This window comes from Sporosarcina quadrami (assembly GCF_014836615.1).
GTDB classification, from domain to species: domain Bacteria; phylum Bacillota; class Bacilli; order Bacillales_A; family Planococcaceae; genus Sporosarcina; species Sporosarcina quadrami.
The window spans coordinates 130,017-148,665 of record NZ_JACSQN010000007.1; the positions used below are offsets into that span (position 1 = coordinate 130,017).

Genomic DNA, 18,649 nt, shown 5'->3' on the forward strand with positions numbered 1-18,649 from the left:
TCTCCCCCTTATACATTAATGGAAAACGGATCTCTTGCTTCACTTGATAAATCTATCATGACATTTTTGACCCGTGTGTAGTCTAACATCGAATGCCAGCCACGTTCGCGACCATAGCCGCTTTGTTTCACGCCGCCAAATGGTGCTTGTACAGCACTCGTCCGATACGTATTCACCCAAACCGTTCCTGCTTCCAACTCTCTTGCAACACGGTGCGCTCGAGAAAGATCAGACGTCCAAATCCCTGATGCAAGTCCGTATTTGGAATCATTCGCTATGCGGATTGCATCTTCTTCATCTTTAAATGGAATGATGCTCAATACAGGGCCGAAAACTTCTTCCTTGGCGATGGTCATCGAATTGTCAACATGTACGAGAACCATTGGGCGAATGAAGTAGCCTTCCCCCGGTAATTCAGCATCTTTACCGATTAGAATCTTCGCACCTTCAGCTTCGACATTTTCAATCATCTTAGATATCGATCGGTACTGATTTTCATTTGCTACAGGTCCCATTTCCGTCGACTCATCCATTGGATCTCCGAGTTTGATGTGACTTACTTTTTCCGCGAGCCGCATCGCAACTTCATCATAGATGGATTCTTGCACTAACAACCTTGAGCCGGCAATGCAAGTTTGTCCACTAGAAGCGAAGATCCCTGCCATTGCACCTGGCACCGCTTTCAATAAGTCCGCATCCTCAAAGATGATATTCGGTGATTTACCACCTAGTTCCAGCGTTAAAGGAGTAAAATTGTCCGCTGCACTTTTGCTAATCAAACGACCTGCGAATGAACCTCCTGTAAAGCTGATTTTATTAACACGATCTGAACTCGTGAGCATGTCACCCACTTTACCGTCGCCTGTAACGATATTAATAACGCCTGGCGGGAAGCCTGCCTGCTCCACTAACTCTCCAAACAACAATGTAGATACAGAAGCATGTTCGGAAGGTTTTACAATGACACAGTTTCCAGCAGCCAATGCTGGGGCCAACTTATTCATGAGCAATTGCATCGGCGAATTCCAAGCAGTAATTAAAACTGCTACACCAACAGGCTCGCGCATTGTGTAATCGAATAAATTCATATTATCGAGTGGAATCGTTTCTCCGTAAATCTTATCCGCATACCCAGCAAAAAATCGAAGTGCTCTTGCTGTGAATGGAACTTGTTTTTTTGTCTCACGAATGACTTTACCATTATCTTTTGTTTCGTGTATAGCTAATTTTTCTGTATTCTCCTCAATTAAGTCTGCCAATTTCAACATACACTTAGCTCGGGAGAACCCATTCATCTTTTTCCAAGTATTGTTGAAAGCATGTTGAGCCGCGTCGATTGCCAGCTCCACATCTTCTTTTGAGGCAAGTGGAATCGTCCCCCACTGCTGTTTGTCATACGGATTGATGACTGGCAATGACTCTTCAGTAGAAGCCTGTTTCCATTCACCGTTAATGAGCATTTTATAGTGTTCCATGCAAATCACTCCTTTATTTTGTAAAGTCGATGTCAGACCAACGTTCCCAAAGCTTTGCAATCGCAGCATAGTCTTCGTCGCCGAAACCTTCTTGCGCTGCCATCTCGTATACTGAATGCGCAGCTTGAACCGAGAATAATGGCACGCCTTTTTCTTGGGCAAGTTGTAAAAACAGAGTAGAGTCCTTTCTTGCATTGACTGTAGACATCCCGCCCGCGTATTGGCCATTTTGGATCCGTTCATGATAACGATGCGTCAACGGTCTTAGCAATGCCGTTTCACCTCTTAATAGCTCATACACTTTCTCCGGTTGGATACCGAGCTTGAGTGCAAGTGCCGATGATTCTACAATGACACTCATAACGGCATGAGCAACACCATTATTAATAATTTTGGCAGCCATACCTGCACCAATTTCACCCATCATTTGCACTTCTGATGAAATCGCTTGCAAAACTTCCATGATTCGATCTGCCGCATTGTCCGAGTCGCCGACAAGCAGTGCTGCCGTTTGAGTTCTCATATGACCAACTCCACCTAAAATAGCAGCATCAATAAGTTGGACGCCATACTCACGGCTGATTTCCCGCAACTCCGCCACTTCTGCAGGCAAGATTGTGCTCGTCTCAACAATGATTGCATCCTTTTCCATCATTGGACTGATTTGCTGAACGATGCCTTTTGAAATAGACGCTTTCGGCATGGATAGAAAAACAACATCCGTTTGTTTAACTACCGCTTCCATCGAAGCTTCCACTTCTACTCCAAATTCTTTCATTGCTTCACGTTTTGTTTCATCAATATCAAAACCGATTACTTGAAATTGGGTTGCAAGCTTTTCTGCAATAGCACTTCCCATGTTTCCAAGACCAATTATTCCAACTTTTCTCTTCATCTGTCATACCTCCAACACCATTTGAATCGGCTAATCTCAAGCGATTACAAAAATAATTTTCTGACTTCTTACTTTACTAGTATAAATGCTTTCGGTTATAATTAAAATTAAGCGATTTTTATATGTACCTATAAAATATTTTTATACCGGGGTGTTAACCGTGGAAGAACGTGATTGGATCATGTTAACAAAAATAGGAGAAGGGAAAAATATATCACAGGTTTCTGAGGAACTTTTCATTACACAGCCTGCGTTGACTTACCGCATTAATAAAATCGAAAATGAATTCGGGACTAAGCTATTCATTCGCGGAAATAAGGGACTTAAACCAAATCACCAAGGGGAATATGTCATTCAATACGCTGAAAAGATGCTGAAGGAACTTCAGAACACGAGGGAAGAAGTCCTCTCTATGTCGTCACTTGTAAAAGGGAAGATATACATCGGAGCTTCAAATGCCATTGCACAATATATACTGCCTAATTTGTTATCTAAATTCCTGAAACTGTTTCCTGAAGTGGAGCCACATGTATTAACGGGGTTCAGTCCTTATTTGACCGACTTATTAATAAACGAGAAAATTCACGTCGCATTTTTACGTGAGGATTTGGAGTGGCTTCATTTCAAACAATTTCTTACTAAAGAAACCATTTACTTAGTTTCACATGAACAGGTGGAAATTGAAAACCTCCCTATGCTTCCTAGGATTAACTATAAGACCAATCAATCCCTAAAGTCGCTAATTGATGTTTGGTGGTCAAAAAGTTTTCAAAAGCCTCCTAATATTACTATGGAAGTCGATAATGGAGATGTTTGCCTTGAGATTGTTCGTGCTGGGCTTGGCTATGCTTTCCTTACCGAATTGGGATTATCAAAGGAAAAGTCGCTTTGGAGAGCCCCTCTTACCAACCATTTAGGCGAACCTTTACAGCGTGAAACTTGGCTTTATGGGTCAAAAGAATCTGAGAATTACTACACTGTAAAGGCTTTTTTGAATTTCATACAAGAAGAAGGCGTGTTTCGCATGTGACGTAAAGTCTCCTTTAGTTAATGGCCTTTTTTCATAATTCAAAACAAAAAACGACCCTATCTATTGTGATAGGCTCGTTTTTTTGTAATTCGTTCATTCCATCAAGCTTCTTATCAATGTTTCAAGCAACACAGGCATTTCCTTAAAAGCACTGTCCACATGCAGTCGCTCCGTTTTCTGATGCGCATCCTTACCGAAAGGACCAACGTTCAGCACCGGCGCCTGAAGGCTTTGCATATCCTCAAACGGAATCCAATACGTGTCGCCATACACAGGCGTGTTCCGTTCAAATGCTGTCCAACTATTTGTATAATCACTGTAATTCACATAACTCAAATCGCAGATTCCGTTGAAATAATGGATATGATCTAGCGTGACGTCAAACTGTTGTTTTGCAGTTTGCTGCATTAATTCAATCGATTTGATGACTAACGGATCATCTGAAGAATTGACGGCGGGATAATAAGGTGGTGCATACAAGACGACGGTTGCAGGCGCCAGCTCCTGACATTGGATGAGCAGATTATCCACAATTCGCAGAGACTTTTCCCGATCATCCCAGACGTCATTTAAAAGTACATCCTGTCTCAGCCGCCACACTTCATTCTTGCCGAGCTTTTGTATCGCATATGTCAATAGCTCATCATACTGCAGAACCCGAACTTCGCCTACCCCTTCGATATTTTCACGCTCGCAAATTTCTTTGTACCGCTTATTGCACTTATCGATCGCTGTCTGCGTCACTTCAGTGAACAGTTCCATCACTTCCGCAGCGGTCCGTTTGAATAGAAAGACATTATAAAGTGCCGAAGCCCGATAAGGAGTCTGTGTTGAATACTCCATTTTCAGATCTTTTTGTTGCAATGAAACAGGGAGCGGGGTCGCTTCTCCACGGTCCGTTTCACATAACAGCGGATTCCACTCCAGTTCCTGTGTTACAAATGACGCGATATAATTGGCCGTCATCCCTTTAAGCGGTTCCCCTACATGCGTCTCTTTTCCGTAGAACAACGCAGCAGGCATTATTTTGCCGATTGTCCCGGAATAGATATATTCCTTCGTATCTGTTGGACCTTGAGAGAAAGACGGTTCGCCATTTAAAAACAATGTATAATCAAGCCCGAATTCTTCACGCAGCTGGACGAGTTCGGTCACGGCGGTCCGCATGCCCGCCGAATTCACCTCTTCATCAGGCACCGTCACGAGCAACAGATTAATCGGCCATTGCTCGACACTCGCTTTCTCAATCAATTGCATATGTAATGCCAGTCCCGCTTTCATATCCATCGTCCCGCGGCCGAACAGATAGTTTCCGGATTCCAAATCTGCCAATACGTCTTCTGACAACTCATCCTTATGTTCGTGCAGTCTTTTCGTCAATTCTTCCGGATAAAATGCCAACGGTTCAAGCGCACCGTATTCTTCCGTATACACTGTATCGAAATGGCTGATCAGAACGACCGTCTTCGTCGCTTTTGGATGCTTATAAAGCGCTGTCACAACTTGCCGACCTAGCCCAGCATCAAACAGATTAATATATTCAGGATGATTCCTGAAATAAGGAAGTTCTTCGAGTTTCATCATCAACTTCGATGAAAAGAACCGCTCCCCTTCCGTCAGTGTCCGACTATCCCAATTGACGAGCTCACATAAAAGGCTACGTAATTTCTCTGGCGTGTCCCAATGGTTTTTATTCATCTTCCACTCCCCCTTTTCCTCATTGTACAGAAGAGCGGTAATGAATGACAAACTTTGCAAATAAAAAAAGAAGAGGCTGTCGAACGCGCCATCTTCTCTCATCCCATTACACAAATCCGGTCTTTGCCATTTCGCTTCGCCTCATAAAGTGCCATATCCGCTTCATGGAAAAGGTCTTTGAATGTCGTAATTGTCCCGTTGCCATTGTCCGCAATCCCAAGACTCGCAGACACAGGAATAATGACGCCATTCTTCTCAATTTTCAATTTCCGTACGGCTTCAACGAGCTGTTCCGCTTTGATTCGAGCTTGTTCATGTGACACACCTTTTAAAATGATCGCGAACTCATCTCCCCCGAAGCGTCCCATCAAATCATCACTCCGGATTTTACCACTACATACTTTTGCAATTTCTTGAATGATTCGGTCCCCAAACATATGGCCAAACGTGTCATTCATCACTTTCAAGTTATCGAGGTCAAGCGCGATACAGCTAATTTGCTCACCTGCAATCGAAGCTTTTTCAAGCATTTCATCTGTCGCGATTTCCATATAGCTTCTATTATATAGCCCTGTCAGGTAATCACGGTTTGCACGCCGCTCGATTGCAGCAAGATCATGCTTCACTTCCAACCGCATCGCCGTCATGACAAGTTCCTGTTCCCTCAATTTGTGCAACACATCGATATATTCCTGTTGTGCTTTGAATCCTAGTTCTATATTCCCCATTAATTCACATACTGTACAACGTTTTTCGAGCAACTCACTAAGCAAGTTCAGGTCATTCACACGTTCCGCCAACTCTTTCGCTTTTGTGAATGAATCAAATGCTTCCTCATACTGATTTTCTTTCATCAATAAACGACCATACAAATCATCTAGTTGGATTTGTTCACGTATAAATGTAGCCAAAGCCGGTTCTTGACGCATTTCTTCTATTAAGGTTGCTGCACGATTAAGGTTTCCAAGTCCGATAATCGCATTAACCATATTCAATTTCACACGGAATTCCAAAATCGGTGTGGGAGGATCATGCATTTTAGCCGCTTCCAAACCTTTACAGCTGTATTCATAAGCTTTGTCGTAAGCCTTTTCTTCACTATAGAGATGACTAAGATTGCTGTACGCATTGCTGACGATATTAAAGTGGTTCAGTTTTCCGCCTAAATCAATTGCTTTATTGAGCGTCGCTTTCGCTTTTTGATAATCTTTATTATGCTCATGAATAATAAAGAGGATATTGTAGCCATTCAGCCTGTCTGTATCATCACCATGATCAATGCAATATTCCAAGTACGTATCGATGCAATTAAACGATTCTTGCAATTCACCTATACAATAGTAGGAAGCTGCTTGATTAATAAGCGCAGTCAAAATCGATTTATAATCTTTATTGACGTAACCAGACTCAAACAATCGCATAGACACTTCAATGGTCTCTTTATACTTTCCTTCAGCACGTAACTCGGTCACTTTTTTCTGCAACGCAATCAAGTCTTCTGTCTCCATAACTCCACTCCTGTTACTCAATAGTAGGTCAAAAGATTATATCAGCTAGTTATTAGGACTATATATGTCTTCTAATAGTAGCATATAAATCTTATTTTGCGAGCAGATAATGGAATTTTCTTTATTTACCTCCACGCAACACTATTTCTTTGCCTTCCACTTTTCCGATTTCAAATGATGTTGCATCAAAAAACATTTTCGATCGTTCGTAATCCGATTCATATTTCGCCAGCATACTTACCGCAGGACCTACACTCCAAACAATCGCCAAACTGCATAGGACAACAACGACCGCTAACACTAAAGCTGCTATCTTCCCCAACGCTCATCCCCTCCCAATTAATTAACTTCCTACTCTGACTATACAAGCCTTATGTGTAGATGCCTATCAAATTCTTTCGATGGAAATTGATGAAATCAACGGAGAAAATACATATTTAAAAAGATTGTAACGTCCATCGACAGCTTATCTTGTCAGATGCTGCGTAAAGATATCGAAACATTCATGATTCGCATGGGAGGGTGTGACATACGCGAAATGTAGCGGGGCTGTATTGAAACGTAGCAGGCGCAACGAAACGTAGAACGCGCGTATCGAAATGTAGAGGCGTCGTATCGAAACGTAACCTCTTCGTATCGAAATGTAGCGAGCGCAACGAAACGTAAACGGCGCGTATCGAAACATAGAGGCGCCGTATCGAAACGTAACCTCTTCGTATCGAAATGCAGCAAGCGCAACAAAAAGTAAACGGCGCGTATCGAAATGTAGAGGCGTCGTAACGAAACGTAACCTCGTCGTATCGAAATGTAGCGAGCGCAACGAAACGTAAACAGCCCGTATCGAAACATAGAGGCGCCGTATCGAAACGTAGCCTATTAATACTAAAATCTAATTATCGACCTACTTTTGACCCCATAATTCATCTTTCCGAATATACTTGTCTAAAAGCTGAGAGTTTGTTAATCTGTTGTTGATTGAATAGTCTATCGAAAGGGTTTGATAACAATATTTATGAAAAGGCACCCGCCTGAAGAATTGATTCAGTTGGAAAGACTGGCGGTCAGACTTCCAACTAGTCATCACAAGTATGCGTATATCCAAACAAAGTACCATCAGTTGAAAGCGGGACTCGCAGGCGAAATTTATGTTGATCGTGTACTACAAGAAATCTCCTACCCCCGAGGAGTAAAAGTTTTAACGGACATCCGTCTGGAAATCAATCCCCATTTCCAGATACAGATTGACACCCTAATCGTTTCTCCACACTCCATTATCCTTTTAGAAGTAAAATATTATGCCGGTACAGTGAATTTCAATGAAGATAGCGGTAAAACGACTAAAATCACTTCAAATGGTGAAACCGATAAATACGATTGCATCATTCACCAACTAGATCGTGCAACAGTCGGGCTGAAGACTTGGTTAGAAAAGCGCAATATCTCAATTCCCATCATACCTATACTTGTAATGGCTAATGGACAGACTGAAATCCCTGTATTTCCAGATTCTCTCACACTTAAATACGCAAAACAACTACCAAGATATATCCGAAGATTACTAACGGAGACAGAGTCACTTCAAGCATATCCAAGCACTTCCATAGCAGAAATGATTATAGCCAATCAAGTGGATTGGCGCATGACGCCCGCCTGTGAGCGATATGAAATCACTCCAGCACATCTGATCAGAGGTGTACTTTGTTCTTCTTGTCATAATCCGATGGATCGGAAACGTGGCCATTCATGGATTTGTCCCGTGTGTAAAAAAAAGGATCCTCGTGCTTTGGAAACGTCTGTTAAAGATTGGTTCTTGCTTATTGGGCATACTATTTCGAATAAGCAACTACGATTTTTTCTGGATTTAAAATCGAGTGCTGCCGCAAGCATAATTTTTAGCCAATCAGGCATGCGTCGTCTTGGTAATGCTCCTCAAACTTTTTATACAATGAATAAAACCGAAGTAAATTCAGTCGTTAAAAGTCGCTAAAGCGACTTTTTTCTTTTGAGATACATCATTCTTGGAGCATAACATTCGCAACACCATGTAAACCAACGTGTGTATTGGAACCTAGTACGCGCAACAAAACGTAAACAGTGCGTATCGAAACGTAGAGGCGTCGTATCGAAACGTAATCCATGCAACGAACGGATACGGCTCGTATCAAAACGTAGCATACTCGCAATTAACACTCTTGCTTGACAAAATTAGCAGCACCCTAACAAGCAACTCTTAGAAAATATCCCATTCTAGTACATGATTCTATTGAGAGTCTTTTAATTAAAATAAGTGTTCACCTGGTAACTGTTGACATTTTTTTTGCATATAGTACAATTATTTTATATTATTAGATAATAGAGCGGTATGATAATAGTTGGATTGCAATAACAAGGAGGCGTGCTAACTGGATATCATTCGTTTTGAACTCAAAAAGATGCTGCGTCAAAAGAAATTACTCGTACTAATCGTCCTCACTCTTTTCATCACCGCAGGTTTGTACATCCAAAACGTTTCCCCACCATCCAAGTTTCAAGAAAGAGCATTAGAGAAAATTGAACCTTTTATCTCAGAGTCGGATCAAGTGTATCAAATCTTGACTAATCTAAAGCGGTCTGTCGGCTTAGATGAAAATCAGAAGATGCAACTCGAACAGGCAAACTTGATGGCTACAGATCTTTTTCAGTGGAAAAGCGCAATTTACAATGAAGAATGGGAAACCATTCCTGAAATTGAACAGAAATTTCTAGCGAATATGCAACTGTTTGAAAGCTATGAGAATAGTTTCCTGGCTTTGCGCGACATTGAACGGGAGATGACGATGCAGAGAAATGAATGGATGCTAAGTCACAATCTTGCTTACGAGGATGAAGACTTTCCCACTTCCCCAGCTTTGTTTCTGAAGGAGAATGCGAAAATATTATTTGGAGTTGTCGGAGTAGGGCTGATCATACTTCTTTTCGGAAACCTTGTTGTGACAGAAAAGGAACAGCAAACTTGGCTGACTGTCAGGACACAACCGATTGCGAAATGGCGTTTGATTGCAGGAAAATACATAAGTGTATGTTTAATGACCCTCTTGTATATTGGCATAGGCATTCTTACGAGTATTGTCATTCCCATCGTCCACAATGGCTTGCCCGTACTCCTTGAATATCCGGCAGTTGTCACTTCAGGCGATACGGTTTCAATTATCTCAACAGGACATTATCTGATGAGGGCAATCTTATTATTCATCATAGCAAGCTTATTTACCTTGAGTCTTACTATTTTCATAGGATTATTCGTTAGAAATTCATTTACCCAATACATGTTAACAGGATTTGTCTTGCTTATTGGAGTATTTTCGACATTATCTTTAGACAGTATTAATGCAATATGGAATCCATTCCGTCTGTTTCTTTTTCCTCAATTACTAGAGAAAGCGCCGAATACTTCCGATTGGTGGATGCTAATCTTCGTTGCAAGCTGGAGTCTCCTCTTGCTGGTCGGAGCAGTCGTCATGCCCGAAAGAACATCGGCTTTGTTTCAAGCTTCTTCAAACAAAAGACCTTTTGCTAATGGAAAGGTTAAGAGGAAGCTGCCTCCTGTGTTGCAAGTAAGTTTATTTGAGTGGCGAAAAATGAGACGCAACCCGCTATTTGTCCCTGTAGCGACTGTGTTAGCACTTCTATTAGCCATGGATTATATTTTTATTACACATCAGACAGGGCTTAAAGAAAATGAGTACTTCGAATCCATACAAGAATTCGTGGAAGATGCTAATGTTAACAGGATCTACCGTTCTGAGCAATCGATTGCCTCCTTCGATGAGGAAAAGAAAAAGGCAGAGGAGAAAGGTGATGAAAGCTGGATTGCTTATTATAATGATCCAGAGTCTCTGCAGATCTTAGAAGAGCGCTTAGAGGGTTACAGAGATGCAAATGCTAAGCGCTTAGAGGCGATTGACAATTATCAACAGAAGCAATGGATCTCTTTTTATGAATACCAGCTTGCGCTCAATGAGGAATGGCGTGATCGGGAAACTGTCTCCGATTATTTCAGCCCCTTTACATATGCAGTCAGCATTGCGGAAAAGAAATGGCTGTTGGAGCGTAATCTTCGGCCTGTTTTATCAGGGGATTTTACACCGACGATTTTTGATAGTTATGATGGAGACAAGGAATTCGAGAAATATATACATGACTTATATAAAAAAGTGGAGAATAGTGGCCTGTTTTCTCTCTACCTGAACTTGACAGATAAATTTTATATAATTCCCGGTATTATCATCCTCTTTCTGGTCGGAATAGGTTTTGCAAGTGAAAGAGGAAAAAGGCCAACGTTACAATTACTTCTGACACAGCCAGTCAGGAAACGCGACCTGTTTCTTGGAAAAGTGTTCACGAATTCTATTATTGGGATTGGCGGTTTTGGCGGTTTCTTCGGATTATTAGTTTTCATCGGTACGTTGGCAAATCGATTTGGCGACTGGGCTCACCCAGTCCTGCATTATGATCAGAAATGGATAGATGATCCTTTTTCTATCGTCGATGGCGAGTCGTCTATTCTTGAAGGATTCCATCTTATGCCGCTAGGAAATTATCTACTTGAAACGGTAGCATTGCTATTGCTGGTCTTTTGGTTTTCTATCGTGTTATCCATCTTCCTTTCTCAATTCATCCGGAGCAAAGTGGGCGTCATCGGTACTTTGGCCGCAACGATAGTAGCCGGTTATATAGGTAGCCACAAATTGCTCGGTGATTTTCTTCATCTTTCGCCATTCACATATTTTGACGTCGCCCGTATTACAAACGGTGAAATTGCAGTGCTAGCGGAGAATTATCAGATTACTGTAATGACTGGTAGCCTTGTGCTTTTTGCGTCGATTATCGGGCTGATTGCTATCGGATGGTGGATGGGGAGCAGGAAAGATCGAGTGCCCGCGGAGTAATGAATTAGAATTTGTGCCTGCCAATCATGCAATCTATTATTGCTTGATTGGCAGGCACTTTTTTGTTTATGAGACGATGGAATTAATGGAGCGCAACGAAACGTAGACGCCGCGTATCGAAATGTAGAGGTGTCGTAACGAAACGTAAACTCGTCGTATCGAAACATAGCAGGCGCAACGAAATGTAGACGGCGCGTATCGAAACGTAGAGGCGTTGTATCGAAAAGTAACCTCATCGTATCGAAACATAGCACGCGCAACGAAACGTAAACAGCGCGTATCGAAACGTAGAGGCGCCGTATCTAAACGTAACCTCATCGTATCGAAACGTAGCGAGGCGCACCACACCAAAAAGCAGCCAACAAAAGTTGGCTGCCCCCATTCAGAACGCTCCTGATCCACCTCCGCCGCCACCGGTTCCCCCGCCGCCACCAGAAGCAGAGTAACTGCTGGAACTTGCCGATGCGGTAGTTGTTGCGGATGCGAAAACGGTTGTCAGTAAAACGGGATTCACATACATGTAGTTGAATCCGTAGCTTGACGCAGATTCTGTTGATCGTGCATTCGCCTGCTCGAATTTGTCCAATTCAGATTGGATGTGGATGTCCTGTACTCCAACGCCAAACGTATAGGCACGCAACCGTTCATCGGTCGGCAATGAACGCCATTTCTCTGCATTAAAATCGCCAAACGATTCGAATGCATTCCTGAAATGCTGCCACTCTTCATACAGCACATGCCCTTCGTTAGTCCGCGGGCGATATACAAGTCCGACCACGAGCGTAATGACTGTCGCCGCGATTGCCAATAGCATTGAAATGAAATGCGAGAAGATGCCGAAAAGGATCGCAACGACAACAAAGCCGATACTTGCCAAGATGAAATTCATACGGAGCTTCGGCTTTTTCTCGATCAAATCCTCTTCTTTCACTTCATCACGCACACCTTTTTGCCAAGCGGCGAATCCTTCGTTATAAGCAGGGTGGTTCAACTCATTTTTCGTATAGCTGACCAAATCGTCCATATTGAAATTCGTACCGTCACCGGCTTTACGGAACAGCAAATCGATCAAAGCTCGTTCATGTTCAAATTCCACTTCCTCGTCAACCAATCTGAAATCTTTCTCCGACAGTTGTTCTACATACCCTTTACGGATTAGATCCAACAGGGCGGCAACCATCATTTCAGACGAAAACAGACCGCCTTTAACGTATAGAATCGTCGCCGGCATGCTCAATTTCTCGCTCGGTACGAAGAAACCTTCCGGAAATTGCGCCCGTGCTTCCCGCTGGCTGCGCTGTTTCACAATACGCATTTTCAACATTCCCCATGCAACCAATAATGCAAGCAAGCCGAACAATAGCCAGCCCCATAGTCCTGCAGTATCCCTGTTGTCATACAGAAACGCTTGCATGTTACGGTCTTTTTCCATTTCCTTCAGCGCACTGCCTTGCACCAATGTCACGTGCGGGAATAGAGCATTGTCATACACAACGCGGATATCGCCGTTCGTTCCCGAAGGCACTTTCCCCATCGCAAACGTGACAATGCCATCTTTATCCACAGAGCCAGATCGCTCTGCAGCGCCATAACCTAGGAACTCTGCCGTCTCCACCCGTTTCGGCGGATGAATACGGACAGTCATATTCCCATAATCCGTTTCATTCCGATCATCGAAAAAAGGCCAGTAAAACTCAGTGCCATCTTCGAATTTCTTTACTGCATTCTCGATTGTATACGTTATCTCAACGTTAACAATCTCTTTTTTCCCTTTTCGATGGATTCGATACTCTCCGTCAATTTTCTCAACTTCCAATAGAGTTCCTTTTTCAGAAGCTTTAAAATCAGTAATTTTCGAACCTTTCTTCGGAATCAATCCACGGATCAATCCGTTGAACTTCCCAGGAAAGTCATATGTGTGGTGTTCCACTACTTCTGCGTTTCCATCCGCCTGCAAGTACGCATCAATCGTCACTTCAGGGATGGAAAAATCGACAGCATGCGCTTGATTTGGTAAGAACAGAAATATGGCAATTAGTAGTGTCAAAATCCCTTTCATCATTTTCATCGAATCACCCCTTCTATACTTTACGGGATACCCTTTAAATAGTTTCAATTAACGTAAAAACCCACGCAGTAAATATCCGCGTGGGCAATTGTTATTTGATGTCGTTATGGACGAGCCCCGTCGCAATCTCCGGGAAGAATGAGAGAATGATCATGAATACGACCATGATGGCTGCGTAAGGTATGACCCCTTTGACGATTTCACTGATCGTATTCTCTTTATTCAACCCTTTCAACACGAAGAGGTTTAGACCGACTGGTGGTGAAATCAGTGCCAATTCCATATTAATGACCATAATGATGGCGAACCAGATCGGATCGAATCCGAGTGCCATGATGATCGGATAAAGAATTGGAAGCGTGATAACAAGAATTGAAACTGTTTCCAGGAACATTCCAAGAATCAATAATACAATATTGATCAGGATGAAGATGATCCATGGTGAAATATCCTGTGATGTCGCAAAGTTGACGATTGTTTGTGGAATTTGAAGGATTGTCAGGATATAGCCTAACAACATCGCACCAACAATGATGAATAAAATCATCGCATTTGTTTTAACCGTCGATACAAGAATTTCCCTTAATACGCCCATCGTCATGTTTTTATAGATGAATATCGCTATTAGGAAACTAAGCACAACCCCTACAGCCGCTGCTTCAGTTGGTGTGAAAACCCCTTTGTAAATTCCACCGATAATGATGATTGGCAATAGTAAACCCCAAATCGCCTTTTTAGAGGCCTCTAACCGTTCAGCCCATGTCGCAGGTACATCTTTAATGTGACGCGTTTGGTAAGATGAGAAAATCATAAAGGCCAATGTCAGAACAATACCTGGTACGATCCCCGCTACAAATAGCTTCCCGACAGATTCTCCTGTAACTGAACCATAGATGATCATCGGGATACTTGGAGGAATCAAGATCCCTAATGTCCCTCCAGCTGCAAGCAATCCAAGTACATGTCGCTTGTTGTAGCCTCTGCGTACCATTTCAGGAAGAGCAACTGCCCCTACAGTAACTGCAGTCGCGACACTTGAGCCCGAAATTGCAGAGAAAATCGTACAACAGAATAATGTGGCAATCGCAAGTCCACCAGGCAAATGCCTGAACCATCTGCTTGCCATTTCATACAAATCACGACCGACACCACTGACGACGAGCACTTGGCTCATTAATACGTACATCGGCAGTGCCGTGAGTGAGAAATCATCCAACGACTTATAGGAGATAATCGGAATTTGCGCAAACGCGAACGTCCCGCCGTTAAAGAAATACATTCCCGCAACTGCGAGCAAGCTCAATGTAAATGCAACCGGTAGTCCAATGACAAGAAGAAGTCCTAATCCACCTGTAAAGAATATGTTCATAGGTTTTCTCCTCCCCTATGTATGCCGCCGTCGATAATTTGCATAATGAACGCAATACACATGAGTACTCCACCGATCACGAGTAGGGATTCCGGGATATACATCGGAATCCGGAGCAGTGATGCGGAAGTGACTTGCAAATTGAACGTCTTTACGACATGCAAATAGCTGTAAACTGTGAAGATGATGCTGAAAACGAGGCCGAGTGAATTCGTCAAATAGGCAAGCAACGTTTTCATTCGATCATTGACATTGTTAATTAATAAATCAACTGTAATATGCGAATAGGTACGAACCGCATAGGCGCTGCCAAGGAAGCAGCTGCCAATGATCGCATAGATGGATAACTCCGTCGCCCATGAAGTCGGTTTATGGAAAAACGACCTTGAAATTACTTCATAGAACGTCATGACAGTCGTGATCAAGATAAGCACGCCTGCAATATAAGCGCCCCATCGTATGAGCAGATCCATGAATGTATAGACCTTTTTCATAAGCGGTCCCCCCTAGCTTCTTTTATTTCTTATCTACTAAATCCAGTAATTCTTGACCAAGATCGCCGGCATTTTCAATGAATACGTCACGAACAGGCGCTGCCGCGTCTTTCCAAATATCCAACTCATCTTCAGGAACGTAGTACACTTCCATTCCTTTTTCTTCTAGCGCTTTCGCAGATTCAGTGTCTTCTTTTTCAGCTTGCTCGCGGATCCACGTTTCTGTTTCAGCTGCAACTTCTGTTAACAACTCCTGTGTTTTCGCAGGAAGCTTGTCCCAGTAGTCTTTATTCACAGCTAATAGGAATTCAAGGTACGCATAGTTGTTAACCGTCAAATACTTTGTCACTTCATCATATTTACGTTGAAGCATCGCTGTTGTACCGGATGTTGCACCATCTACCGTATTACGTTGAAGTGCCATATACACTTCGCCGCCACCCATAAATACAGGTGAAGCACCATATGCTTGGATCAATTCAGAAGGCAAGTCACCGATACTTCTGATTTTCAAGCCTTTGAAGTCTTCCGGTTTCTTCAATTCGCGTTTGTTGTTAGCGAATTGCACATATCCATAGTCAGCGTACATTAACACTTTCGCGCCTTTTTCTTCCATAGCTCCACTCAGTTTTTCACCGAATTCGCCATTCACCGCTTCACCGACTGCAGCATAATCATTGAAGATGTAAGGGACATCAAAGATTCCCATTGCTGGAACTGTCGAAGACCATAGTGTTGAAGAGTTTACACCCATTTCAACGCCACCGGAAAGGATAGATTGGTTCATGTCTTTATCGCTTAATAATTGTCCTGCAGGAAAAACTTGTACTTTCACTTTGCCATCGGACTTCTCTGTAACTTCTTTCGCAAAGTTCTCGATGCCGATTGCGATATGGTGATCTTGTGGCAAGTTATACGCTAGACGGATTGTCGTTTCTTCATAGCCATCTCCGTCAGCCGGTTTCGCAGATGCTCCATCGTCTTTCTTATCTGTTGACCCGCACGCCGATAAAACGAGCAATCCTACTAATGAAATCAGTAATCCCAGTGTCCACTTTTTCATCCTTCATTCCCCTTTTCCTGTTTTCTTTCCACGTGACGGATTCGTCCGAGTGGCGTTTTTGTTGATAATAGCGCTGCATAATCTGCTGCATCCAACAACTTTTCAAAATCGATTCCTGTCGATATATTCATTCTTTCAAACAGATAAACAAGATCTTCGGTTGCCAAGTTCCCCGCTGCACCTGGCGCAAACGGACAACCTCCGATTCCACTGGCGGACGTTTCGAATATCCGTACACCCGCTTGATAGGCTGCATATGCGTTCGTCAGGCCGAGCCCTCTCGTATCATGCAAGTGAATCGTAACAGGCGTACCATTCGCAATCGCCAACACTTTTTTCATTAAACGTTCAACGTGATCTGGTGTTGCAATGCCTATCGTATCCGCAATGCCGATCCGGTCGACGCCTGCTTCTTTAACACGCTTGACGATGTTCAGTACGTCCTCTTCAGCAACTTCACCTTCGTATGGACAACCGAAACTGACCGCTACTGAGAAACACGTTTGAATGCCATCTTTCTTAGCCATCTGTAAAACGTCCAGAAACTGTTCCATGTTTTCATTGATGGACATGCCGATATTTTTCGCATTGAACGTTTCCGTCGCCGCACTGACCCAGTTCAGTTCAGTGAGCTGATGTACTCTTGCCCGCTCATATCCTTTCAGATTGGGGATTAAAGCAATCGCTTCTACGCCTTGAATTGAATCCATCGTATCCATTAACTGACTTGCATCTGCCATTTGAGGCACTTTTAACGGATGCACAAATGATGTCACTTCGACTTTAGAAATGCCTGCTTCAACCAACATCCTGATAAGCTGAAGCTTCTCTTCTGTAGATACTGGATTTGGGTCATTTTGCAAACCATCCCTTGGACTGACGTCGATAATCGTAACATCGGGCATTCAAACAACTCCTTTCGATCTTAATTGCGCAAATTCCTCATCGGATAAACCGAGCATTTCTTTATACACTTCTTCGTTATGGGATCCGAGTGACGGTCCTGTCCAACCAATATCTCCTGGAGTTCCTGACAATTTTGGTACAATTCCTGGCACCATCAACTTCTTCCCGTCCGGCAACTCAACTTCCTTCAACATATCGCGCGCTTCATAATGTTCATCTGCCATAATGTCCTGAATGCCGTAAATCGGTCCAACTGGAACAGAAACTTCATCAAGAATACGCTGTACTTCCTTTAACGGATGCTGCAATGTCCACTCTTCGATGAGTCCGTCAATCAGTTCGACATTATCTGCCCTGCCTTGGTTCGTTGAATAAAGCGGATCATTCGCAATATCTTCTCTGCCGATCGCAGTCATAAGACGTTGGAAAATCCTATCGCCATTCCCGCCGATAACAATGTGTTTGCCGTCTGCACATTTGTATGTGTTCGAAGGCGCAATTCCCGGCAGAGTACTGCCTGTCCGTTCTCTCACTTGTCCTGTCAAATCGTATTCTGGCAGAATCCCTTCAAGTAAACTGAAAACAGCTTCATAGAGCGCAACGTCTACCACTTGTCCTTCTTTATCCGCATCCGTGTCGCGTGCTCGTAATGACATTAATGTCCCGATGACCGCATATAAGCCCGCGATCATATCACCAATCGCAATGCCAACGCGTACTGGCGGACGATCGGGATACCCTGTCAAATAACGCAGGCCACCGATCGCTTCCGCAACACTTCCGAAACCAGGTTTCTCTTTATAAGGTCCCGTCTGTCCGTATCCAGAAATGCGTGTCAAAATGATTGATGGGTTGATCTTTTTCATCTCTTCATAACCGAGTCCCCATCTTTCAAGCGTTCCCGGCTTGAAGTTTTCAAGTACAACATCGACTTCAGCGACGAGCTTCTTGATGATTTCTTGACCTTCAGGTTCGCGCAAGTTGACTGTAATCGACTTCTTATTCCGACTTTGCACATACCACCAAACTGAAGTGTCTTCGTGCATGACACGCCAATTACGCAATGGATCGCCATTTTTCGGCTCTTCCACTTTAATGACTTCCGCTCCAAATTCAGAAAATAGTTTTCCCGCAAATGGTGCCGCCACCAAGTTTCCGAGTTCTAATATTTTAATTCCTTCTAAAGGCTTTCGTTGATTCAACAAATGATTCCCT

Annotated in this window: 14 protein-coding genes; 3 read left to right on the plus strand and 11 right to left on the minus strand. The window is 43.1% G+C overall.

Annotation, left to right across the window (positions count from 1 at the left end; all coding sequences use genetic code 11):
- Nucleotides 1–8 precede the first annotated feature (8 nt).
- Nucleotides 9–1,475: an aldehyde dehydrogenase gene (locus H9649_RS09405; protein WP_225229784.1), complete on the minus strand. Its 1,467-nt coding sequence runs from the start codon at nt 1,473–1,475 to the stop codon at nt 9–11.
- 13 nt (nt 1,476–1,488) lie between these two features.
- Nucleotides 1,489–2,370, minus strand: a complete 882-nt coding sequence (locus tag H9649_RS09410) for an NAD(P)-dependent oxidoreductase (protein ID WP_191694493.1) — start codon at nt 2,368–2,370, stop codon at nt 1,489–1,491.
- A gap of 160 nt (nt 2,371–2,530) precedes the next feature.
- Between H9649_RS09410 and H9649_RS09415 the strand changes: the two genes are divergently transcribed.
- Nucleotides 2,531–3,400 (plus strand): LysR family transcriptional regulator, encoded by an 870-nt coding sequence (locus H9649_RS09415; protein ID WP_191694494.1) that lies wholly within the window; start codon nt 2,531–2,533, stop codon nt 3,398–3,400.
- A 93-nt stretch (nt 3,401–3,493) separates the two neighbouring features.
- Here H9649_RS09415 and H9649_RS09420 read toward each other — a convergent pair whose 3' ends face one another.
- From H9649_RS09420 to H9649_RS09430, 3 genes are all read right to left on the minus strand, one after another.
- On the minus strand, nt 3,494–5,098 hold the full coding sequence (locus tag H9649_RS09420; RefSeq protein WP_191694495.1) for a M20/M25/M40 family metallo-hydrolase: 1,605 nt from the start codon (nt 5,096–5,098) through the stop codon (nt 3,494–3,496).
- Nucleotides 5,099–5,196: 98 nt separating this feature from the next.
- Nucleotides 5,197–6,606 (minus strand): tetratricopeptide repeat-containing diguanylate cyclase, encoded by a 1,410-nt coding sequence (locus H9649_RS09425; protein WP_191694496.1) that lies wholly within the window; start codon nt 6,604–6,606, stop codon nt 5,197–5,199.
- Nucleotides 6,607–6,727: 121 nt separating this feature from the next.
- Nucleotides 6,728–6,928, minus strand: a complete 201-nt coding sequence (locus tag H9649_RS09430; protein ID WP_191694497.1) for a hypothetical protein — start codon at nt 6,926–6,928, stop codon at nt 6,728–6,730.
- A 675-nt stretch (nt 6,929–7,603) separates the two neighbouring features.
- On the opposite strand from H9649_RS09430, the gene H9649_RS09435 reads away from it, so the two are divergent.
- Nucleotides 7,604–8,593 (plus strand): nuclease-related domain-containing protein, encoded by a 990-nt coding sequence (locus H9649_RS09435; RefSeq protein WP_191694498.1) that lies wholly within the window; start codon nt 7,604–7,606, stop codon nt 8,591–8,593.
- Nucleotides 8,594–9,017: 424 nt separating this feature from the next.
- Entirely contained in the window at nt 9,018–11,534 is a 2,517-nt protein-coding gene (locus H9649_RS09440) for an ABC transporter permease (RefSeq protein ID WP_318241678.1), read from the plus strand.
- Between the two features lie 382 nt (nt 11,535–11,916).
- On the opposite strand, the gene H9649_RS09445 is transcribed toward H9649_RS09440, so the two are convergent.
- The 6 genes from H9649_RS09445 to H9649_RS09470 all read right to left on the minus strand — a co-directional run bounded on the left by H9649_RS09445 (nt 11,917) and on the right by H9649_RS09470 (nt 18,636).
- Nucleotides 11,917–13,602, minus strand: coding sequence for a DUF2207 domain-containing protein (locus H9649_RS09445; protein ID WP_191694500.1), 1,686 nt, complete (start codon nt 13,600–13,602; stop codon nt 11,917–11,919).
- A gap of 91 nt (nt 13,603–13,693) precedes the next feature.
- Entirely contained in the window at nt 13,694–14,971 is a 1,278-nt protein-coding gene (locus tag H9649_RS09450; RefSeq protein ID WP_191694501.1) for a TRAP transporter large permease, read from the minus strand.
- Nucleotides 14,968–15,465, minus strand: a complete 498-nt coding sequence (locus tag H9649_RS09455) for a TRAP transporter small permease (RefSeq protein ID WP_191694502.1) — start codon at nt 15,463–15,465, stop codon at nt 14,968–14,970. The genes H9649_RS09450 and H9649_RS09455 overlap by 4 nt, the downstream gene beginning before the upstream one ends.
- A 22-nt stretch (nt 15,466–15,487) precedes the next feature.
- Entirely contained in the window at nt 15,488–16,528 is a 1,041-nt protein-coding gene (locus H9649_RS09460) for a TRAP transporter substrate-binding protein (RefSeq protein ID WP_191694503.1), read from the minus strand.
- The gene (locus H9649_RS09465) at nt 16,525–17,433 is read right to left on the minus strand and encodes a hydroxymethylglutaryl-CoA lyase (protein ID WP_191694504.1); all 909 of its coding nucleotides are present in this window, start codon (nt 17,431–17,433) and stop codon (nt 16,525–16,527) included. Before H9649_RS09465 ends, H9649_RS09460 begins: the two co-directional genes overlap by 4 nt.
- Nucleotides 17,434–18,636, minus strand: coding sequence for a CaiB/BaiF CoA transferase family protein (locus H9649_RS09470; RefSeq protein ID WP_191694573.1), 1,203 nt, complete (start codon nt 18,634–18,636; stop codon nt 17,434–17,436).
- Nucleotides 18,637–18,649: the final 13 nt, after the last annotated feature.